The sequence below is a fragment of the Streptomyces tuirus genome, assembly GCF_014701095.1.
GTDB classification, from domain to species: domain Bacteria; phylum Actinomycetota; class Actinomycetes; order Streptomycetales; family Streptomycetaceae; genus Streptomyces; species Streptomyces tuirus.
Genome location: NZ_AP023439.1, coordinates 6731110 through 6751288, shown reverse-complemented (window position 1 = coordinate 6751288; position 20179 = coordinate 6731110). Strand labels below are relative to the sequence as shown.

Annotated in this window: 17 protein-coding genes and 1 tRNA gene; 8 read left to right on the top strand and 10 right to left on the bottom strand. The window is 73.4% G+C overall.

All coding sequences use genetic code 11. The features are described from left to right. Positions 1-45: 45 nt before the first annotated feature. Together IGS69_RS30675 and IGS69_RS30670 are read left to right on the top strand one after the other, a co-directional pair. Complete coding sequence (locus IGS69_RS30675) at positions 46-810, top strand: crotonase/enoyl-CoA hydratase family protein (protein ID WP_190903712.1); 765 nt, start codon at positions 46-48, stop codon at positions 808-810. Positions 811-1044: 234 nt separating this feature from the next. Further along, a complete protein-coding gene (locus IGS69_RS30670) occupies positions 1045-2142 on the top strand; it encodes a mechanosensitive ion channel family protein (RefSeq protein ID WP_190903711.1) in 1098 nt (365 codons plus the stop codon). Between the two features lie 69 nt (positions 2143-2211). On the opposite strand, the gene IGS69_RS30665 is transcribed toward IGS69_RS30670, so the two are convergent. Then, complete coding sequence (locus IGS69_RS30665; RefSeq protein ID WP_190903710.1) at positions 2212-3756, bottom strand: M1 family metallopeptidase; 1545 nt, start codon at positions 3754-3756, stop codon at positions 2212-2214. A 187-nt stretch (positions 3757-3943) separates the two neighbouring features. Here IGS69_RS30665 and IGS69_RS30660 point away from each other — a divergent pair, with 187 nt between their 5' ends. Next, a complete protein-coding gene (locus tag IGS69_RS30660) occupies positions 3944-6163 on the top strand; it encodes an NADP-dependent isocitrate dehydrogenase (RefSeq protein ID WP_190903709.1) in 2220 nt (739 codons plus the stop codon). A gap of 88 nt (positions 6164-6251) precedes the next feature. Here IGS69_RS30660 and IGS69_RS30655 read toward each other — a convergent pair whose 3' ends face one another. Further along, a complete protein-coding gene (locus IGS69_RS30655) occupies positions 6252-6593 on the bottom strand; it encodes a DUF5713 family protein (protein ID WP_190904712.1) in 342 nt (113 codons plus the stop codon). Between the two features lie 81 nt (positions 6594-6674). On the opposite strand from IGS69_RS30655, the gene IGS69_RS30650 reads away from it, so the two are divergent. Beyond that, positions 6675-7493: an N-formylglutamate amidohydrolase gene (locus tag IGS69_RS30650; RefSeq protein WP_190903708.1), complete on the top strand. Its 819-nt coding sequence runs from the start codon at positions 6675-6677 to the stop codon at positions 7491-7493. 75 nt (positions 7494-7568) lie between these two features. On the opposite strand, the gene IGS69_RS30645 is transcribed toward IGS69_RS30650, so the two are convergent. The 3 genes from IGS69_RS30645 to IGS69_RS30635 all read right to left on the bottom strand — a co-directional run bounded on the left by IGS69_RS30645 (position 7569) and on the right by IGS69_RS30635 (position 10221). Next, positions 7569-8072: a hypothetical protein gene (locus IGS69_RS30645; RefSeq protein WP_232543815.1), complete on the bottom strand. Its 504-nt coding sequence runs from the start codon at positions 8070-8072 to the stop codon at positions 7569-7571. A gap of 80 nt (positions 8073-8152) precedes the next feature. Then, a complete protein-coding gene (locus tag IGS69_RS30640; protein WP_190903707.1) occupies positions 8153-8728 on the bottom strand; it encodes an RNA polymerase sigma factor in 576 nt (191 codons plus the stop codon). Between the two features lie 62 nt (positions 8729-8790). Next, positions 8791-10221 (bottom strand): S8/S53 family peptidase, encoded by a 1431-nt coding sequence (locus IGS69_RS30635; protein WP_190903706.1) that lies wholly within the window; start codon positions 10219-10221, stop codon positions 8791-8793. A gap of 169 nt (positions 10222-10390) precedes the next feature. Between IGS69_RS30635 and IGS69_RS30630 the strand changes: the two genes are divergently transcribed. Continuing rightward, positions 10391-12958, top strand: coding sequence for a CHAT domain-containing protein (locus IGS69_RS30630; RefSeq protein ID WP_190904710.1), 2568 nt, complete (start codon positions 10391-10393; stop codon positions 12956-12958). 489 nt (positions 12959-13447) lie between these two features. Here the strand turns inward: IGS69_RS30630 and IGS69_RS30625 are convergent, their stop codons facing one another. After that, positions 13448-15175 (bottom strand): LuxR family transcriptional regulator AbsR2, encoded by a 1728-nt coding sequence (locus IGS69_RS30625; RefSeq protein ID WP_190903705.1) that lies wholly within the window; start codon positions 15173-15175, stop codon positions 13448-13450. A gap of 99 nt (positions 15176-15274) precedes the next feature. Between IGS69_RS30625 and absR1 the strand changes: the two genes are divergently transcribed. Further along, positions 15275-16360 (top strand): beta-glucuronidase AbsR1, encoded by a 1086-nt coding sequence (absR1, locus tag IGS69_RS30620; protein WP_190903704.1) that lies wholly within the window; start codon positions 15275-15277, stop codon positions 16358-16360. Between the two features lie 278 nt (positions 16361-16638). Here absR1 and IGS69_RS35270 read toward each other — a convergent pair whose 3' ends face one another. From IGS69_RS35270 to IGS69_RS30610, 3 genes are all read right to left on the bottom strand, one after another. Further along, complete coding sequence (locus IGS69_RS35270) at positions 16639-16716, bottom strand: 50S ribosomal protein bL37 (protein ID WP_370443954.1); 78 nt, start codon at positions 16714-16716, stop codon at positions 16639-16641. Positions 16717-16944: 228 nt separating this feature from the next. Further along, positions 16945-17018, bottom strand: a tRNA-Pro gene (locus IGS69_RS30615). Positions 17019-17061: 43 nt separating this feature from the next. Beyond that, a complete protein-coding gene (locus IGS69_RS30610; RefSeq protein ID WP_190903703.1) occupies positions 17062-17283 on the bottom strand; it encodes a hypothetical protein in 222 nt (73 codons plus the stop codon). Positions 17284-17543: 260 nt separating this feature from the next. Here IGS69_RS30610 and IGS69_RS30605 point away from each other — a divergent pair, with 260 nt between their 5' ends. Then, the gene (locus IGS69_RS30605; protein ID WP_190903702.1) at positions 17544-17888 is read left to right on the top strand and encodes a cupin domain-containing protein; all 345 of its coding nucleotides are present in this window, start codon (positions 17544-17546) and stop codon (positions 17886-17888) included. A gap of 12 nt (positions 17889-17900) precedes the next feature. On the opposite strand, the gene IGS69_RS30600 is transcribed toward IGS69_RS30605, so the two are convergent. Further along, positions 17901-18899, bottom strand: coding sequence for a LacI family DNA-binding transcriptional regulator (locus IGS69_RS30600; protein WP_190903701.1), 999 nt, complete (start codon positions 18897-18899; stop codon positions 17901-17903). A gap of 111 nt (positions 18900-19010) precedes the next feature. Here IGS69_RS30600 and IGS69_RS30595 point away from each other — a divergent pair, with 111 nt between their 5' ends. Beyond that, positions 19011-20174, top strand: a complete 1164-nt coding sequence (locus IGS69_RS30595; RefSeq protein ID WP_190903700.1) for a Gfo/Idh/MocA family protein — start codon at positions 19011-19013, stop codon at positions 20172-20174. Positions 20175-20179 lie beyond the last annotated feature (5 nt).

Genomic DNA, 20179 nt, shown 5'->3' with positions numbered 1-20179 from the left:
CGTCCGGGTAGCGTGCCGGTTCCGTCACGCAGAAGGGACGTCACCATGCCGGTGCGGATCGAACGTCAGGGCCATGTGACCACCGTCGTCCTCTCCCGCCCCGAGGCACGCAACGCGGTCGACCGTCCGACCGCGGCGGAACTCGTCGCCGCGTTCCGGGAGTTCGACGCGGACGACGAGGCCCGGGTGGCGGTGCTGTGGGGTGAGGGCGGCACCTTCTGCGCGGGCGCCGACCTGAAGGCACTCGGCACCGAGCGCGGCAATCGCGTCGAGCCGGAGGGCGACGGCCCGATGGGCCCGACCCGGCTGCGGCTGTCCAAGCCCGTGATCGCCGCCGTCGCCGGGCACGCCGTGGCCGGAGGCCTGGAACTGGCCCTCTGGTGCGACCTGCGCGTCGCCGAGGAGGACGCCGTGTTCGGCGTGTTCTGCCGCCGCTGGGGCGTGCCCCTCATCGACGGCGGCACCGTGCGGCTGCCCCGGCTGATCGGCACGAGCCGCGCCCTCGACCTGATCCTCACCGGCCGCCCCGTCCCGGCCGCCGAGGCCCACGGCATGGGGCTGGTCAACCGCCTGGTGCCGCCCGGCCGGTCCCGGGCCGCGGCCGAGGAACTGGCCGCGGAGATCGCCCGGTTCCCGCAGTCCTGCCTGCGCTCCGACCGGGCCTCCGTCCTGGACCAGGAGGGCCTGGACGAACGGGCCGCGCTGCACGCCGAGTTCCGGCACGGCACGGGCGTCCTGGACGAGGGCCTCGAGGGGGCCGCCCGGTTCGCCTCCGGTGAGGGCCGGCACGGGTCGTTCACGGACCGGTGAGCGAGCCGGGCGTGACAGCGCGTCATGTGCAGTAACTCACCCTCCGCTCACCCCCGTCCGCGGTACGGAACCCCGTACGGGATACGGCAGGATGAACGATCGCGCCGACCGCAGGTCAGGGTGGTCGGGCACCTTCGGACATCCCGGAAGACGAGCAGGTGACGACGTGACGAGACTTCACATCCGGCCGCCGATGACGGCGTTCGCGGCAGCTCCCCGCCCGGGAGGTGACCGGTGAACCGGGCACTGACCGTGGACGATCTGCTGTTCGCCGGCATCGCCCTGGCCTCGGGCCTGCTGGCGGCGTTCGCGCTGCGCATGCTGCTGCGCTGGCTGGGCAGGCACGCCGATCGCACCCGCTGGACCGGCGACGACGTCATCGTGCACGCGCTGCGGGCCGTGGTGCCCTGGGCCGCGGTCGTGGGCGGCGCGGCGGGCGCGGCGGCGGTGCTGCCGCTGACCCGCACGGTGCAGCACACGACCAACCAGGTGCTCACCGTGCTGCTCATCTTCGTCGCGACGGTGTCGGCGGCCCGGGTGGTGACCGGGCTGGTGCGCACGGTCACGCAGTCCCGCTCCGGGGTCGCCGGGTCGGCCACGATCTTCGTCAACATCACCCGGATCCTGGTCCTGGCGATCGGCTTCCTGGTGGTCCTCCAGACCTTGGGCATCTCCATAGCCCCGCTGCTCACCGCCCTCGGCGTCGGCGGTCTGGCGGTCGCGCTGGCGCTTCAGGACACCCTCGCCAACCTCTTCGCGGGCATCCACATCCTCGCCTCCAAGACCGTCCAGCCCGGTGACTACATCAAGCTCAGCAGCGGTGAGGAGGGCTACGTCGAGGACATCAACTGGCGGCAGACGACGATCCGCAATCTGTCCAACAACCTCATCGTGCTCCCCAACGGTCAGCTCGCGCAGGCGAACATGACCAACTTCATGCGCCCCGAGGAGCAGCTGACCATCCTGGTCCAGGTCGGGGTGGCCTACGACAGCGACCTCGACCACGTGGAGCGGGTGACCAACGAGGTCATCGCCGAGACGATGACCGAGGTCGACGGCGCCGTGCCGGACCACGAGCCCATCATCCGGTTCCACACCTTCGGCGACTCGCGCATCGGCTTCACTGTCATCCTGGGCGTCGGCGAGTTCAGCGACCAGTACCGGATCAAGCACGAGTTCATCAAGCGCCTGCACAAGCGCTACCGCGCGGAGGGCATCCGCATCCCCGCCCCGGCGCGCACGGTGGCGCTCCAGCAGGGCGGGGTCGTCATCCCGCAGCAGCGGACCGGCGAGATCGAGCCGGGCGGGCTGAGCACCGCCCGGTTCGACTGAGGCGCGCCAGGGCGTCCGAGGGGCACCTCGGCCGAGGCACGCGGGCCCGGCCGAGGCGCCCCCGGTTCGTTACAGCGTCGCGGAGTTGTCGTGGTGGTGGCCGTCCCTGCGGTCGCGCGGCGCCGACAGGGACGCCTTGACCGGCGTCACGGTCCAGTCCGCGTGCCCCGGCATCCGCGGCGTCTTCGTGCCGTACAGCCAGTCCCGCAGGAAACCGCCGAGGTCCTGGCCGGAGACCTCCGAGGCGACGGCGATGAAGTCCTGCGTCGAGGCGGTGGAGTCGCGGTGGCGCTCCAGGAACGCGCGCTCCAGGGCCGTGAAGGCCTCCTCGCCGACCTGCTGCCGCAGCGCGTACAGCACGAGCACGCCGCCCAGATAGCGCTGGCTGTCGAACAGGTTGGCCGCGCTGGGCGCCGCCACCGGCCCGGAGTCGCGGCGCCACTGGTCGCCCTGGGCGTAGGTGTGCTTCATACGGGCTTCCAGCGTGGTCATGCCCAGCGAATCGGCCCAGCCGCGCTCGTAGCGGTACAGCAGGCCGTAGAAGTCGGCGTGGCCCTCGTTCAGCCACAGGTCGGCCCAGGTGGCGGGGGTGACGCTGTTGCCGAAGTAGGAGTGGACCAGCTCGTGCATCATGTGCGAGCCGATCTTGCTCTCCTCCTGGAGGAGGTAGTTCGGCTTGTAGATCGTGAGGGTCTGGGTCTCCAGGCCCGTGAAGTCGAAGGCGTCCGAGGCGTCGTTGTTGCAGGGCAGCAGGCCGTACGTCTCGAAGGGGTACGCGCCGAGCCGCTGCTCGACCCACGACACCAGCGCCGGGGTGAGCGCCAGGGCCGGCTCCAGCGCGGTGGCCCGGGCGACGGGGACGACATCCCGCAGCGGCAGCCCGTGCGGGCCCTGCCGGTCCTTGATCACATAGTCGCCGACGGTGATCTGCACCACCTCGGTGGCGATCGGCGAGCGGGAGCGGTACGTGTACGCGGTCCGGCCGCCGGACAGCTGCTCGGTGCGCTGGAGCCGGCCGCTGGCGACGCCCCGCAGCCCGGTAGGCACGGTGAGGCGGAAGGTGAAGTCGGCCTTGTCGGAGGGGTGGTCGTTGCAGGGGAAGACGGTGTGTGCCAGGTCGGGCTGGCAGCACACCGCGAACCCGTCCGGGGTGGCCACCCAGCCGCCGGCGGGCGGCGGGGTCCGGCGCGGGTCGGCGCCGTAGGCCACGCACACCGTGGCCCGGGCCTTCGCCGCGAGGGGACGGGCGGGGGTGATGCGCAGCTTCTCGGCCACCTGCTCGAAGGCGGCCGCGCGGCCGTCGACCCGGACGGAGCGTATGTCCAGGCCGCGCGCGTCCAGGGAGAGGCGGCTCAGGGCCTGGGTGGTGCGGACGGTCAGCGTCGCGGTGGCCTCGACGAGCCTGGTCGTGGCGTCGTAGGCGAGGTCGAGGTGGTAGGCCGAGACGCGGTATCCGTCATTGCCGAGGGAGGGGTAGACGGGGTCGCCGAGGGTCTCGGCGCCCGGCGTGGCGCCGGTCCGGCCGGCCGCCTGGGCCGGGATCCCCGTGGTCAGCGCCGCCGCCGTGCCGAGAAGGGCAACCGCGGGGGCCGTCACTCTGGTGCGATATCTCATGGTCCGCTTTCGCTCGGACGGCCGGGTGGTCAGGTCCGGCCGTGGCTTGGAGTGAGTGATCTCTCTCCCAGACACGGGAGCGGGGCGATCGGTTGCACGAAACTGGTCGCGGACCCCTGTCGAGACGAGGTCGGCCACGAGATATCTTGATGTCGAGCAATGTTGCAGACGTGGAGCGGAGCACCCGGTGACTGACTCGACCATCATCTATACGCACACTGACGAGGCCCCCGCCCTGGCGACGTATTCCTTCCTGCCGGTGGTCCGGGCGTACGCGTCGCAGGCGGGTGTCGCCGTGGAGACCCGCGACATCTCGCTGGCCGGACGCATCATCGCCGTGTTCCCGGAGTACCTGACCGAGGACCAGCGCATCCCGGACGCCCTCGCGGAGCTCGGTGAGCTGGCCAAGACGCCCGCCGCCAACATCATCAAGCTGCCGAACATCTCGGCGTCCATCCCGCAGCTCAAGGCCGCCGTCGCCGAGCTGCAGGAGCAGGGCTACGCGCTGCCGGACTACCCGGACGACCCGAAGACCGACGAGGAGCGCGAGATCCGCGCCCGCTACGACAAGGTCAAGGGCTCGGCGGTGAACCCGGTCCTGCGTGAGGGCAACTCCGACCGGCGCGCCCCGGCCTCGGTCAAGAACTACGCCAAGTCCCACCCGCACCGCATGGGCGCCTGGACCCCCGAGTCCAAGACCAACGTGGCGACCATGGGCCAGAACGACTTCCGCTCCACCGAGAAGTCCGTCGTGATCGCCGAGGACGGCGCGCTGCGCATCGAGCTGGTCGGCGACGACGGCACCACCACGGTGCTGCGCGAGTCGGTACCCGTGCTCGCCGGTGAGGTCGTCGACGCCTCCGTGATGCGCGTCGCCGCGCTGCGCGAGTTCCTGACCGCGCAGGTCGCCGAGGCCAAGGCCCAGGGCGTGCTGTTCTCGGTGCACCTGAAGGCCACGATGATGAAGGTCTCCGACCCGATCGTCTTCGGCCACGTGGTGCGCGCCTTCTTCCCGAAGACGTTCGCGCAGTACGGCGACAAGCTCGCCGCGGCCGGCCTCACCCCGAACGACGGTCTGGGCGGCATCTGGAAGGGCCTGGACTCCCTGCCGGAGGGCGCCGAGATCAAGGCCTCCTTCGACGCCGAGCTCGCCGAGGGCCCGGAGCTGGCGATGGTCGACTCCGACAAGGGCATCACCAACCTGCACGTGCCCTCCGACGTCATCATCGACGCCTCCATGCCGGCCATGATCCGCACCTCCGGCCACATGTGGGGCCCGGACGGGCAGGAGCACGACGCCCTCGCGGTCATCCCGGACTCCTCCTACGCGGGCGTCTACCAGGCCGTGATCGAGGACTGCCGGGCCAACGGCGCCTTCGACCCGTCGACCATGGGCTCGGTGCCGAACGTCGGCCTCATGGCGCAGAAGGCCGAGGAGTACGGCAGCCACGACAAGACCTTCGAGATCGCCACCACGGGCACGGTGCGCCTGGTCGACGCCAACGGCACCGCCCTCCTCGAGCAGACGGTCTCGGCCGGTGACATCTTCCGCGCCTGCCAGACCAAGGACGCGCCGATCAAGGACTGGGTGAAGCTGGCCGTCACCCGCGCCCGCGCCACCGGCGACCCGGCGGTGTTCTGGCTGGACGAGACCCGCGCGCACGACGCCAACCTGATCGCCAAGGTCAACACCTACCTCGCCGAGCACGACACCGAGGGCCTGGACATCCGGATCCTCAACCCGGTCGAGGCGACGAAGCTGTCGGTGGAGCGCATCCGCCGCGGCGAGAACACGATCTCGGTCACGGGCAACGTGCTGCGCGACTACCTGACCGACCTGTTCCCGATCCTGGAGCTGGGCACCAGCGCCAAGATGCTGTCGGTCGTCCCGCTGATGGCGGGCGGCGGCCTGTTCGAGACGGGTGCGGGCGGCTCGGCGCCGAAGCACGTGCAGCAGCTGGTCAAGGAGAACTACCTGCGCTGGGACTCCCTGGGTGAGTTCTTCGCCCTGGTGCCGTCCTTCGAGCAGCTCGCGAAGGTGGAGGGCAACGCCCGCGCCCAGGTCCTGGCCGACACCCTCGACCGCGCCACGGCGACCTTCCTCAACGAGGACAAGTCCCCCACCCGGCGCGTCGGCGGCATCGACAACCGCGGCAGCCACTTCTACCTGTCCCTGTACTGGGCGCAGGAGCTGGCCGGGCAGACCGACGACGCGGACCTGGCGAAGGCCTTCGCCCCGCTCGCCGAGACGCTCACGGCCAACGAGCAGAAGATCGTCGACGAGCTGATCGCCGTCCAGGGCAAGCCGGTCGACATCGGCGGCTACTACCAGCCCGACCCGGCGAAGGCCGCGCAGGTCATGCGCCCGTCCACCACGTGGAACGAGGCCCTGGCGTCCCTGAGCTGACGCCCCGGGCCGCTTCGGCCCACTGACTCCGCCCCGGCCGGCACAGCGCCCGGCCGGGGCGGAGCCGTGTGCGCCCCTCCCCCGGCCCTCACCACTCCCGCGTGGCGATCAGCTCCTCCACGTCCGCCTCCGGGAAGCCGTACGCGCGCGCGACGAAGCCGAACTCCCCGGCTATCTCCTCCCGGGCCACCGTCTCGATCTCACTGCCGGCCGCCTCGAACGCGGCCTCCAGGTCGTTGAACTCCTCCGTGGCCGCCTGTGTCAGCGCGTACAGCGCGGCGAGGCCGGCGGGGCGCTCCCGCTCGATGCGCTCGCACAGGGCGAGCAGGATCGCGCGGCCGCGGTCCACCACGTGGTCCGGGTAGTAGCCGTCGTCGTACAGCCCCCGGAGGAACGGGTGGGTGCTCACCTGCTGGTTGCTGATCGGCATGGCGTCCTCGGCCTGGATGGTCGGTCGATGTGGCACCTTGATCCTGCCGGACACCACTGACAACCCCCCTGGAGCCGCCTCGTGACCGACGCCCCGCCGCCCTTCGAGCTGCTGCCCGGGGCCGGGCATTCCCCGGTGATCCTCCATGTGCCGCACGCCGCGCGGGAGATACCGCGGAGCGTGCGCGCGGGCATCGCGCTCGGCGACGGGGAACTGGCACGGGAGCTGGACCACATCACGGACGCGCACACGGACCGGATCGCCGAGGTCGCGGCCGGGCTGGCCGGCGTCACGCCGTGGCGGTTCGTCAACCGGCTGTCGCGCCTGGTCGTCGACCCGGAGCGGTTCCCGGACGAGCGTGAGGAGATGCTCGCCGTCGGCATGGGGGCGGTGTACACGCGGACCACGCACGGTGACGCGCTGCGCTCCGAGGGCGTCGAGGCCGGGCCGCTCGTCCAGCGGTACTTCCTGCCCTACGCGCGGGCGATGACCGAGGCGGTGGCGGACCGGCTGGAAGCCACCGGGCGGGCCGTGATCATCGACGTGCACTCCTACCCGAGCCGGAGGCTGCCCTACGAGCTGCACGGGGAGGGGCCCCGCCCGGCGGTCTGTCTCGGCACCGACTCCTTCCACACGCCGCCCGCACTGCTGGACGCGGCCCGGGAGGCGTTCGGGGAGAGCTTCGGGGAGACGGAGCTCGACACGCCGTTCAGCGGGACCTACGTCCCCCTGGAGTTCTACGGGAAGCGGCCCGAGGTGAGCGCGCTCATGGTCGAGATCCGCCGGGACACCTACATGACCGAGCCTGGCGGCCCCGCCGGGCCCGGCCTGGAGCGGCTCGGCGGAGCACTGGCCGGGCTGGTCGACGCCGTGTCCCCCGCTGAGCCGTCCGGCCGGTGATCCGGGGCCCGGCCTGATGGCCGGACCCCGGCCCGGTTCCACACCCCGGCCCGGTGGCTCCCCCCGGCCCGGTGGCTAGGCCCGAAGCCACTCCGTGACCACCACGTCCTCGCCTGTCCGCAACCGGAGGGCGAACGGGCCGGACAGGGGCACGTCGCCGGTGAAGCGGCCCAGGTCGTCGGCCGTGAGCGGGGAGCCGGGACGCGGTCCGCCGAGGACCTCGATCCGGGCCGGCTGGGGCGGCAGCACCTGCCCCATCAGCCCCCGTGCGGTCACCTCGACGTCGACGGTCACCTCGCCCGCCCGGAAGGTCAGCATCCGGGGCACGTCGGTGACGCCCCGGACCGGGAGGGCGTCGACCAGCGAGTCGAAGGTCAGCTCGGCCACACGCGCGTCCAGGTCGTGCAGCGCGTAGGCGTCGACCGCGAGCTGCTGGAGCTCCGCCGGCACCGGGTCGAGGACGGCGGCGGCCTGCCGCAGCTCCTCCTCCAGCAACCCCGCGTCGAACTCCTCGCCGGTCCAGTCCTCTTCGCCCGACAGGCCGTCGGCGTCCGGGCCGTCGCCCGGATCCCCGTTCATGCCGCCCTCGTACGTGTCGCCGTGGTCTACGTCGCCATGGTTTACGTCGCCGTGGTTCATGTCGCCGTCGTCCATGTCGCTCACATCGCCCCCCGCGCCTCGAGCCGGGCCCGCAGGCGCCGCAGACAGCGCTGGCGCAGTGGCCCGATGCTGCCCACCGCGATTCCCAGCGCGGCGGACACGTCCTGGTAGCTGGGCGGCGGCGTGGCCATCAGCACGCGCAGCAACTGCCTGCACCGCTCGCCCAGTTCCTCGAACTCCTGCCACAGCCGCCGTACGCGTTCGCTCTGCGCGGCGGCCTCCTCCGAGTCGAGCAGCGACTGTTCCGGGGTGCCGTCCTCGCTGACCCGGTCCAGCAGCCGCGGATCGTCCGTCAGGGTCAGCCGCTGGGAGTTCCTGATGACCTTGAGACACTCGTTGCGGGCCGTGCTGGCCAGCCACGCGCCCGCCTTGCCCGGCTCACGGATCCGGCCCAGGTGCTGGGCGAAGCGGAACCAGGCGGTCTGGTACACCTCGTGGGCGTCGGCGTCGGAGAGCCGGTGGGCCCGGACGACGGACCACACCAGCGGGCTCAGCCCCTCCACGAGCGCCTTCCAGGCCCCCGCGTCACCCTCGGCGGCCGCCTGGACGAGCGCTCCGGCATCAGTACGGTCCACGGCAGCCCCACCCCTCGAATACGGCACGTCATCGTACGCCGTGGAGGGGGCGGCTCCGGTCCTCACAGCCCGGGGCCGAGGCGCACGACGGGGACCGGGCGCCAGGTGGGCGGACGCAGCGCCGGGACGTGCGCGCCGCGCACCTCCGCGAACTCCACCTCGGAGGCGAGTAGTTGGCGCCGGGCCGTGCGCGGGTCGGTCTCCTTGTGCGCCGTCATGTGGGCGGCGACCAGGCCGGCCGTCACGGGGGTGGCGAAGGAGGTGCCGCTCCACTGCGCGTAGCCCTCGAACATCACCTGGTCCGGCTTGGCGGCGTTGCCCTCGTCGCTCAGCACGCCGCTGTGGCGGGGGTGCTGGCAGGTGCAGCCGTAGGAGAAGCCGTAGCGGCAGGCGTCGTACGTGGAGTGCTGGTACACGTACGGGACGGGCGAGTCGAAGCCGGTGAGGGCGCTGGTGAGGCGCTCCCCGGGGGCGTAGACCTTCACCCAGGGGCCGTGGTTGGTGAAGCAGGCGCCGAACTCGCCGTCGCTGCGCAGGGCGCCGACCGACAGCACGGAGTCCTCCCAGCCGGGCAGATCGGCGTAGGCGGCGGGCCAGAACGGCGCGGCGCTGGCGTTGTTGCCGGCGGCGGCGACCAGCAGGGTGCGCTGCTCGCGCAGTTCCCGCATGAAGTTCTCGACGCCGAGCAGACCGTCGCTGCGGCCGTTGGAGGTGCCGGCGGAGAGGCTGAGGACGTCGGGCCAGCCTCCGGCGTCGACGGCCTCGAAGAGCTTCTCGCCGAACTCCGACTCCAGGACGGCGCCGGCGTCGTTGAGGGTGCCGCGGACGGTGATGTCGGTGTTGGGCGCGACGGCGGCGACGAGCCCGGCGATGAACGTGCCGTGGCCGACGTACTGCTGGAGGATCCCCTGGTCGTCGCACTCCCGCACCTGGGCGTCGCCGCCGGTGTGGGCCAGCAGGCCGCAGGAGCGGTGGTCGTGCATGAGGCCGGTGTCGACGACGAGGACGCCGACGGCGGTGTCCGGGTCGTGGGGCGTGGCGGCGGCGGCCGGGTTGGGGGGCTCGCTGAGCGGGACGGGGACCGGTTCGTCGCCGGGACAGGCGTTGACCGCGATGTGCACCACGTGGTTGCGGGCGACCATCCGGCGCCCGGCCCGGGACTCCTGCTCCCGTACGGAGCGCAGGGCATGGGCGACGGCCCGGTCGCTGTCCCGGGCGCCCTCGCCGGGGTCACCGACGCGGATGCGGGTGATGCCACTGCGGTTGGTCTGCGGGCCCGCGCGGCGGATCTGCTCCTGGTCGAGGTCGGGGGCGGCCGTGAAGTGCGCCCGTACCGTGTCCTCGACGATCCGCGCCTCCTCGCCGTCGCGGACGAGGACCACACCCTTCTCGTACATGAACTCCGCCGAGTCGTCCGGGCCCATCGCCAGGGGGACGTCCGGCATCGAGCGCTGGATGTGGTCGAACTGCTCGTGGAATCGCTGAGGTGCCATGCGGGTCCTCCCGTTGGTGCGACGGCGTCGGCCGGTTCCGCTGAGCGGTCGTCAACATGAGCCGCCTCGTCGCCCTTTGATACAGCTCGAAACCTGTGTGGTGCGCTCCGGGACCACTACCATCCGAGAAGTGACAGCGGGAAGCGACTCGGTGACGGAACTGCTGCCGATGGTGTTCGCCGACCCGGGCGAGGCGCTCGCGAGGGCCCGGGCGCTGCTCGACGCCGACCCCGCCCCGCTGGACGCCTCGGTCGCTCACCAGGTGATCGGCATCTGGCAGCGGGACTTCGGCGACATGCGGCTCGCGCTGCACCACCTGCGGCGGGCCCGGGAGTACGCGGCGCGCGCCGACTCGGCCGACCGCGAGGCGGACGTCCTGGCCACGCTGGGCGTGGCACTGGTGCACGCGGGCCGCACCCGGGAGGGCCTGGCGGCCTTCGAGCGGGGTGTCGCGCGGGGCGCGGGGCACACCAGGGCCCGGGTGCTGTACCGGCGGGCGTATGTGTGGTGGGTGCTCGGTCACCATCGGGAGGCGCTGGAGGACGTGCGCCGGGCGGTGCCGGTGCTGCGGCAGGCGGACGACGTGATCTGGACGGCGCGGGCGCTGACCCTGCGGGCCACCGTGCATCTGGCGCTGGGCGCGGTGGAGCGGGCGGAGGCGGACTTCACGGCGGCCGAGGCACTGTGGGACACCACCGGCCAGGAGCACGACAAGGCCGACGCGGTGGAGAGCCGGGGCCTGGCCGCGTTCCGGTCGGGGGACGTACCGGCGGCGCTGCGGCTGCTGGACGAGGCGGAGGAGCGGTACGCCCGGCTCGGCACGCCGACGTTCATGCTGAACATCCGGCGCTGCGAGGTGCTGATGGCGGCGGGTCTGGCACCGGAGGCGCTGGCCGAGGCGGACACGGCGATCGGCAAGCTGGACGGGATCGGCGGGCAGTCCACCCGCAAGGCGGAACTGCTGCTGGCCGCCGCGCGGGCCGCCCGGCCGGCGGGCGATCCGCACACGGCGATCGCCCGCGCGGCCCTCGCGGTACGGCTGTTCGCCGGGCAGCGGCGCACCTGGTGGGAGACGCACGCCCGGCTGGTGCTGATCGAGGCCCGGCACGCGGCCGGGCGCGGCTCGGGGCGGCTGGTCGCCGACGCCGCCGCGGTGGCCGGGAGGCTGGCGTCCTTCGGCTCCCCGGCCGCGCCGGAGGCCTCGCTGCTCGCGGGCCGGATCGCGCTGGACCTGGGCTGGACGGCGGACGCGGAGCGGCACTTGGCCGTGGCCGCGCGCAGCCGGCGCAGTGGTCCGCCCCTGGCGCGGATGACGGGCTGGGCGGCGCAGGCGCTGCGGGCGCAGGCCGCCGGGTCGGCCCGGGGCGTGCTGGAGGCCTGCCGGCGGGGCCTGGACGTCCTCGACGACCACCGGATGACGCTGGGCGCCTCCGAGTTGCGGGCCCGTGCCACCGAACAGGGCGCGGAGCTGGCCGCCTTGGCGCAGCGGGCCAGTCTGGTCTCCGGCGGGCCTCGGCGGCTGCTGGTGTGGAGCGAGCGCTGGCGGGCGACCGTGCTGTCCACACCGCCGACCCGGCCGCCCGCCGACCCGGAGCTGCTCAGCGGCATGACGGCCTTCCGGGAGATCGCCTCGCGTGCGGAGGCCGCGCGGATGGAGGGCCGGCCGGTTCCGGCGCTGGAGCGCGAACAGCGGCGTCTGGAGCGCGAGATCCGCTCCCGCACGCTGCACATGAGGGGCGAGGCGCCCGGGGACGGCGACCGGTTCGACGTCCGCCGGCTGCTGGAGCGGCTGGGTGACGAGGTCCTGCTGGTGGAGCTGGCCGTCCTCGGCGGGCGGGTGCAGGTCCTGCTGTGCGGGCGGGGGCGGGTGCGCAGGTTCGAGGCCGGGCTGCTCGCCGAGGCCGAGACCGAGGCCGAGCACGTGCAGGCGGGGCTGCGGCGGCTGGCCCACCCGGGGGCGGAGGCCCGGCTTCCGGTGGTGGAGGCGGCGGGGCGGCGGCTGGAGGAGCTGCTCCTCGGCCCGGCCGCGGCGCAGTTGGGCGGGGGTCCGGTGGTGATCGTGCCGCCGGGGCGGCTGCACCGGGTGCCGTGGGCGCTGCTGCCGTCGCTGCGGGAACGGGTGCTCAGCGTGTCGCCGTCGGCGGGCAGTTGGCTGCGGGCCCGGGAGACCGCGCCGCCGCCGGAGGGCTGCCATGTGCTGGTGCGCGGCCCGGGCCTGGCGACCGGCGGGGCCGAGGTGCCCGAGCTGGCCGGCCGGTACGGCTGTGCGACGGTCCTGGAGGGGGACGAGGCGCGGGTGCCGCGGGTACTGGAGGAGCTGGACGGGGCGGCACTGGCGCACATCGCCGCGCACGGCACGTTCCGCGCGGACAGTCCGCTGTTCTCGTCCCTGCGGATGGCCGACGGGCCGATCGTCGTGCACGACTTCGAACGGCTGGACCGCAGCCCGTACCGGATCATCCTGTCCTGCTGCGACACCGCCCGCCTCGCCTCCGTCGGCGCCGACGAACTGCTGGGCCTGGTCACGGCGTTGCTGCCGCTCGGCACGGCCGGGGTGGTGGCGTGCAGCGCGCCCGTGAACGACGCCGCGGTGGTGCCGCTGATGCTCGCGCTGCACAAGGGCCTCGACGCCGGCCTGTCCCTGGCGGAGGCCCTGCGCGACGCCCGAGCCGCCCTCCCGGGCGACACGCTCCACCAGGCGACAGGTTGGGCGTTCTCGGCGTTCGGGGCGGCTTGAGGCGGGTTGTGGTGGGGGGCGGCGTCGGCCCGACCTGTCGGGGGCTGACCCGGGTGCAGTGCTCGGGGCGGCCTGCCCTGGGTCTTGTTCGAGAGCCTCGCCCGGGCCCGACCCGTCGGGGGCCTGACCCGGTTCCGGTACTCAGGGCGGCCTGCCCCGGGTCTCGTTCGGGGGCCGGCCCCCGTCCAGGCCCGTCGCGGGCCTGACCCGGTTCCCGTACTCAGGGCGGCCTGCCCCGGGTCTCGTTCGGGGTCGGGCCCCCGTCCGGACCCGTCGGGGGGCTGACCCGGGTCCCGTACTCGGCCCCGTCCAGACCCTTCGGGGGCCCGACTGCGCTCCCATACCACGGCGGCGGCCCGCCCCGTTCCCGCTGTTCACGCCCCCCGTGTGGCGGCCTGACCCGTCCCCTGTTCGGGTCAGGCCGCCGGTCCTGGGGCGGCTCAGGCCGCCCGTCTCCGGGGCGGCTCAGGCCGCCGGTCCTGAGCCTCCTCAGGCCGGTTGCGCCTCCGGTGTGCGGTGCAGGCACGGCAGGGCGCCGCGGTCGCTCGCGCCGAGGCGGGCGTAGGCGCTGTACAGGTGGTTCCCGACGGTGCGGACGGACAGCGTGAGGCGCTCGGCGATCTGCCGGTTGGTGAGGCCGGTCGCGGCCAGGGTGACGATCTGCCGCTGCCGGGCGGTGAGTTCGCCGAGGACCAGCCCGGACAGCGCGGGCGTGCGGGCGCCCTGGCAGCGCCGGGCCAGGGCGACGGCCCGGGTGCGGGAGTGCCGGGCGGCGCGCGGGTCGCGGTGGACGCCCACGGCCTGGGCGTACGCCTCGGCGGCGAACAGCAGGAAGCCCCGCCGCTCCAGTTCCCCGGCCACCTCGTCCAGGTCCGGGCCGTCGGCGCGGGTGAGCGCGTCGGCATGGCGGGCGAAGACTCCGTCGAGCCGGTCGATGACCTTCTCGGGGGCGCCGAGGCGCACGGCGTCGTAGGGGTCGGTGAGATCCTCCAGGTTCGGGTCCAGGTCGCCCGGGCTGTCCACCGCCGCCGACGCGCGGTCGAGTTCGGCCCGGCAGGACGCGTCGCCCGGCTCGCTCCGCAGGCCTTCCCGCGCCCAGGCCGCAGCCTCCCGCACCTCCCCGCGCAGCCACGAGAACCTGGCGCGCACGGCCGCGTACCCGCCCGGCAGCGCACCGCCCTCGGCGACCAGCCACTCCCCCACCGGCGTGGCCACCTCCCGTACGTCGGCCCGGGAGATCCGGCGGTCCAGGGCGGCCGACTCGGCGTCGAGGGCGGCGGTGTACACATCAGCCGCCCGGGCCATGCGGCGGGCCCGCAGCCGGCCCGCCGCGGCCCGGAGCACCGGCCCGTACAGGGGGTGGGCGAGACGGACGGCAGCGTGGTCGTCGACCTCGATCAGGCCGTCGGACTCCAGCACTTCGAGGGCGCCGAGATCCAGGTCGTCCAGGTGCGGGGGCAGGGGCTCGGCGAAGGCGAGGCGGTCCAGGGTCTCGCGTTCGAGCGGGCAGGTCCGGCCGAGGGCCGGGGCGGCGCGTTCACGGACGGCCGTGGTCAGCGGGACCGGGCCCCGCCAGGCCCGCTCATCGGTGTCCGGGACGGGGGTCAGCAGCCCGCGCACCGCCCCCAGCAGGTCGCGCAGCAGCCGCAGGTCGCCCCGGCTCAGGCGGCGCAGCCGGTTCATGGTGAGCGCGTCGAGCGGGCCGGCACCGGCGGTGAGCAGCCGGCCGGTCTCCTCGTCGGACAGCGGGTCCAGCGCGAGCTGCGGCAGGAGTTCGCCGGTCCACAGCCGGGAGATCGCGCCGGGCACCGGGGTGCCGTCCGTGGCGACGACCAGCAGCCGGGTCCGCCCGTGCACGGCGAGTTGGTGGACGAGGGCGGCGGAGGCGTCGTCGAGCAGGTGCGCGTCGTCCACCAGCAGTGTGCGGACACCGGACAGCAGGCGGACGGCGCGGTGCAACGTGACCGACTCCGGCAGCAGATGGGCGAACGCCGCGAAGGGGACGGCCCGGCTCTCGGGCGCACCGGCCGCCCGCGCGCAGTCGGTGCCGCGGACCGCCTCGGCGGCCAGCCGGGTCTTGCCGCAGCCCGCAGGACCCGTCACCACGATGCCGCGCCGTGCGCCGGTCAACGACCGCCGGACGAGCTCCAGTTCGTCCTCTCGCCCGGCGAACGGCCAGGGCAGCTCCAGCGTCGTCGCGTCCCTCTCGTAAGTCATCACACAGACATGAGCGCGGCTACTCACCTTTGATACAGGGCGACTTGAGTAGCCCCCGACTCAGGTGCCCGGGGCGGGCCGCAGGGCAGGCTGTGGCCCATGACCGCACGCTACTGCTCGCTGGCTCAGGCGCCGGCGCCCGCCCTCGCACCGGGGCCGGCGGCCGAGCGGCTGAGCGCGCTCGCGGCCGGGCGGCGGAAGTGGGTCAACGGCACCGTTCTGCACTACTGGTTCTTCGACGGTGACACCGACGCGTCCGTCATCCCCGTGCCGGGGAGGGGGATGACGCGGCGGGTGTCGTGGGCCGGTGCCGAGGAGCAGCGCGACGTGGTGCGGTCGTGCTTCCGGGAGTGGCAGGACCTCGGCATCGGGATCGCCTTCACCGAGGTCGACGACCGTTCGGAGGCCGAACTGCGCATCGGGTTCCAGGCCGGCGACGGCTCCTGGTCGTCGGTGGGCCGGGACGCGCTGCTCGCCGGGCGGCAGGAACGCACCATGAACTTCGGCTGGGACCTGACCGCGCCCGGGGAGCGCGCGACGGCCCTGCACCAGATCGGGCACGCGCTCGGCATGCTGCACGAGCACCAGAGCCCGTTCGCCGGCATCCACTGGGACGACGAGGCCGTCTACGCCGAACTGGCGGGCCCGCCCCACCACTGGAGCCGGGAGCAGACCCACTACAACATCCTGCGCAAGCTCGGCCCGGACGAGGCCAACGGCTCCTTCTGGGACCCGCAGTCGATCATGGAGTTCCCGTTCGCGCCGGGGCTGATCCTGGAGCCGGAGCAGTATCGCGGGGGCCTCGAGCCGCCCGGCACCCTGTCGGCCGCCGACAAGGAGTCGGTGCTGCGCTGGTATCCGCCGGCGCATCCGCAGGGCTCGCCCGCGCTGGTGCCGTTCCGCTCGGCGCCGCTCGCACTCGCCCCGGGCGAACAGGCGGACTTCGTGATCGACCCGCCGGAGACCCGCACGTACGCGCTGGGCACCTTCGGCGACTGCGATGCCGTCGTAGTGCTCTTCGAGGAGCGGGACGGCCGGCCCCGCTACGTCGCCGGCCGGGACGACGGGGGAACCGAGCAGAACGCCACGATCGGCGCCCGGCTCGTCAAGGGCCGCCGCTACGTCGTCCGCGTACGCCTCTACTCCGCATGGGGCAGCGGCGAGACGGCGGTGATGTGCTGGTGACGGCACCCAGCCGCCGCGCGGACACCTGAACCACAGTCCGGCACCGGGGGAGCGGTCGAGGACGTCGCCCATGGGGGTGGGTGACGTCCTCGACCACGCCATGTTGCCGGGACCACCGGCTCCCGCAGGCCGGGGAGCGAGCTGCGGCGGCAGGGGGCACCTGCCGGATCATCGACAGGCCGCCGGGACAGCGCCGGTATCGCATGAGCCCGCGAACGCAAACGGGTGAGTGGCGGCTGCCACTCACCCGTTTGCGTCGGCGCGCCCGCAGGGCCCTGTCAGGACTGCGGACGGCTGCCGTGGTTCGCGCCGTTCTTGCGGCGGGCCTTCTTCTTACGACGTCGCTTCGAGGACATCGGACCTCCTCTTTCCGGCTTTCGGTCACCATCCACCGGATTGCGCGTCCGGTGACTACAGAGCCACTTTCCATCCGACGCGTACGCAAACACAGACGGTGCAGATGCACACGGGTGGCCCATGTCACGGTGGGGCCGGCCCGGCCGCGGTCGAACCTGGACACGGACATGCCGAAGGGCTGTTCTCGGAGGCCTCCGAGAACAGCCCTGATGTGCGACTCGTACGAGTCGGGACGACAGGATTTGAACCTGCGACCCCTTGACCCCCAGTCAAGTGCGCTACCAAGCTGCGCCACGTCCCGTTGCGTATCGCGCGGGTGAACCGCGTGATCGCGCAGGTCAACCCTACCGCATGGGGAGCCGCCCCCCGGCCCGTGCCGACGGCCTCTCCGGGCGCCGGGTCCAGCCGGCGAGACCCACCGCCGAGACGGCGACGGCGAGGACGGCCCACCAGGGGAGGTCCGCCTTGGTCGCGTGGCCGGCGCAGGCCGCCACGGCCAGGAGTGCCGTGACGGCACCTCCGGGCAGCCCGGCCCGCCGGGCTGGTCGTCTCCCCGTCTCGTCCACGTCCTGCTCCCCCTTCACCCACGCAGCCGCATGCCCCCGGGCATCTGAACTCCCGGGCATATGCCGCAAACAATACGCCAATCGGCGGGAACTCCCGACCAGGGCAAAGGGGTTGAGACGGACATGGCATCCGATGGTGGTGGCGGCCGTCCGGGGCCGCGGCGCGGCCGTCCGGGACGACGGAGTGTCCGCCGGTCACCGCCGACACCGCACACTGTGTCCAGGTCGCTCCCCCGCCGCTCAGGGCTAGGGTCGCCCGCATGACGCACAGCTTCGTACTCCACATCCCCGACGCCGAGCTCGAACCCGAGCCCCTCGCGCCCGAGCAGATCGTCTCCGGGACGCCCGAGGTGACCGGGAAGGTGGTCTGGGAGTCGGAGGACGGCCGTCAGGTCCGGGGCGTCTGGCAGATCACGCCCGGCGTGGTCACCGACACCGAGGCCGACGAACTGTTCGTCGTGATCAGCGGCTCGGCGACGATCGAGGTCGAGGGCGGGCCGACGCTCAAGGTCGGGCCCGGCGACATGGCCGTCCTGCGCGAGGGCGACCGTACGACGTGGACGGTGCACGAGACCCTGCGCAAGGCGTACGCGATCAACCTCTGAGCGAGTGCGCGATCAGGGCGCCGGTGCCGTGGATCCCCGGATCTCCAGGCTGGGCGTGGCCAGTTGGACCCGGCCCGCTCCACCGGCGCCCTTGAGGCGTTCCAGGAGGCAGCGGGCCGCGCGACGGCCGACCTCATGGCTCGAGTTGTCGACCGTCGTCAGCCATACGTGCCGCAGCCGGGCGATGCTCGTGTTGTCGTAGCCGACGACGGACAGGTCGCGCGGCACGCGCAGCCCCAGCTCCTCGGCCGCCGAGAGCACACCGATGGCGGCGATGTCGTTGACGGCGAAGACGGCCGTGGGCCGGTCGGGGCGGCTGAGCAGCCGGACGGTGGTGCGGTAGCCGCCCTCCTCGGTCATGTCGCTCGGCTCGACCACGACCTGCTCCGCGAGACCGTGCCGGCGCATCGTCGCCTCGAAGCTCCGGCGGCGCAGCTCGCCCACCGCTCCGTAGCCCGCGATGTGAGCGATACGGCGGTGTCCGAGGCCGGTCAGGTGCTCGGTGACCAGCCGGGCGCCCCGTTCGTCGTCGCCCGCCACGACGTCGACGCCCGGCGGGGCCGGTTCGCGGGAGCCGGCCAGCACGACCGGGATGCGCTCGGCCACCTGGCCGAGGGCCGCCGCGTCGGGCAGCGTGCCGACCACGACCAGACCGTCGACCCGCAGGTCCAGCAGCGGATCGGCCGGGTCCTGACCGGTGCGGCGGTTGAGACGGGCGTCGGCCAGCAGCATGCGCAGGCCGCCTGCGTGCAGCAGGGAGTTCAGGCCGTCGAGGAGGTCCACGAACCAGGGGTTGCGCAGGTCGTTCAGGAGGACGCCGACGGTGCGGGTGCGCTGTTCACTGAGGCTGCGGGCGGCGGCGTTGGGCCGGTAGCCGAGCTCCCGGGCGGCCCGGAGCACGGCGTCCCGCTTCTCGGGGCGCACCTGGTCGGAGCCACGCAGCACGAGGGAGACCAGCGACTTGGAGACGCCGGCCCGTTCGGCCACGTCCCGGATCGTCGGCGCTCTCATGGGATGGACCGTTCCATGGGGCGGCACGGCTTGTCAAAGGGTTGACAGCGTCGGCGAACCCCGCTCAGGGTGGCCTGGACAGGTTCTGGAACGGTCCAAAGAGGGGCTCTCATGGTGGACACGCTCGGCGTCGCCGTCATCGGATTCGGCTGGATGGGGCGGGTGCACACGCAGGCGTACGCGCGTGTGCGGCACCACTATCCGCGGCTGCCCCTCGTCCCGGAGCTGGTGACGGTCGCGGAGGAGGTGCCGGGCCGGGCGGAGGAGGCCGCCGCGCAGTTCGGTTTCGCCTCGACGACGCGGGACTGGCGCGAGGTGGCCGCCGACCCCCGGGTGCGGGCGGTCAGCATCACCGCGCCGAACTTCCTGCACCGCGAGATCGGCGTCGCCATGGCCGAGGCGGGCAAGCACATCTGGATCGAGAAGCCGGTGGGTCTCACCGCCGAGGACGCCGGAGCGGTCGCGGACGCGGTCGCCAAGGCCGGTGTGCAGGGCACCGTGGGCTTCAACTACCGCAACGCGCCCGCCGTCGAGGCGGCCCGCGAGCTGATCGTCTCCGGGGAGATCGGCACGGTCACCCATGTCCGCGTCCGGCTGCTCAGCGACTACGCGGCCCACCCCGAGGGCGCGCTGACCTGGCGCTACGAGCGGGAGCGGGGCGGCAGCGGGGTGCTCGGCGACCTGGCGTCGCACGGCGTGGACCTGGCCCGCCATCTGCTCGGCGACATCACGTCCCTGACGGCCGACACGGCGATCTTCCTCCCGGAGCGGGCCCGCCCCACCGGCGCCACGGCGGGCCACAGCCGCGCCGCCGGAGGCGAACTCGGCCCCGTCGAGAACGAGGACTACGTCAGCTGTCTGCTGCGCTTCGCCTCCGGGGCGCGCGGCGTCCTGGAGGCCTGCCGGGTCTCGGTCGGCGAGCAGAACAACTACGGCTTCGAGGTGCACGGCACCAAGGGCGCCGTGTTCTGGGACTTCCGCCGCATGAACGAGCTCGGCGTCAGCCGCGGCACGACGTACCAGGACCAGTCCGTCACCACGGTCCATGTCGGCCCGGGCCACGGGGAGTTCGCGGCGTTCCAGCCCGGTGCCGCGAACGCCATGGGGTACGACGACCTGAAGGTCATCGAGGCGTACCGCTTCCTCAGGTCGGTCGCCGAGGGCACACCGCACGGAGCGACGCTCACGGACGCCGTGCACAGCGCCGCCGCGCTGGACGCGATGGCACGGTCGGCGCGGAGCGGGAACTGGGCGGAGGTCACCGGGCGGGCATGAGTCGC

Bases quoted from the DNA above. Each gene is read 5' to 3' on its own strand.
- IGS69_RS30675 (WP_190903712.1), top strand. From the start codon at position 46: ATGCCGGTGCGGATCGAACGTCAGGGCCATGTGACCACCGTCGTCCTC.
- IGS69_RS30665 (WP_190903710.1), bottom strand. From the start codon at position 3,756: ATGAGATATCGCACCAGAGTGACGGCCCCCGCGGTTGCCCTTCTCGGC.
- IGS69_RS30655 (WP_190904712.1), bottom strand. From the start codon at position 6,593: ATGCCGATCAGCAACCAGCAGGTGAGCACCCACCCGTTCCTCCGGGGG.
- IGS69_RS30645 (WP_232543815.1), bottom strand. From the start codon at position 8,072: ATGAACGGGGATCCGGGCGACGGCCCGGACGCCGACGGCCTGTCGGGC.
- IGS69_RS30635 (WP_190903706.1), bottom strand. From the start codon at position 10,221: ATGGCACCTCAGCGATTCCACGAGCAGTTCGACCACATCCAGCGCTCG.
- IGS69_RS30630 (WP_190904710.1), top strand. From the start codon at position 10,391: ATGGTGTTCGCCGACCCGGGCGAGGCGCTCGCGAGGGCCCGGGCGCTG.
- IGS69_RS30625 (WP_190903705.1), bottom strand. From the start codon at position 15,175: ATGACTTACGAGAGGGACGCGACGACGCTGGAGCTGCCCTGGCCGTTC.
- absR1 (WP_190903704.1), top strand. From the start codon at position 15,275: ATGACCGCACGCTACTGCTCGCTGGCTCAGGCGCCGGCGCCCGCCCTC.
- IGS69_RS35270 (WP_370443954.1), bottom strand. From the start codon at position 16,716: ATGTCCTCGAAGCGACGTCGTAAGAAGAAGGCCCGCCGCAAGAACGGC.
- IGS69_RS30605 (WP_190903702.1), top strand. From the start codon at position 17,544: ATGACGCACAGCTTCGTACTCCACATCCCCGACGCCGAGCTCGAACCC.
- IGS69_RS30600 (WP_190903701.1), bottom strand. From the start codon at position 18,899: ATGAGAGCGCCGACGATCCGGGACGTGGCCGAACGGGCCGGCGTCTCC.
- IGS69_RS30595 (WP_190903700.1), top strand. From the start codon at position 19,011: ATGGTGGACACGCTCGGCGTCGCCGTCATCGGATTCGGCTGGATGGGG.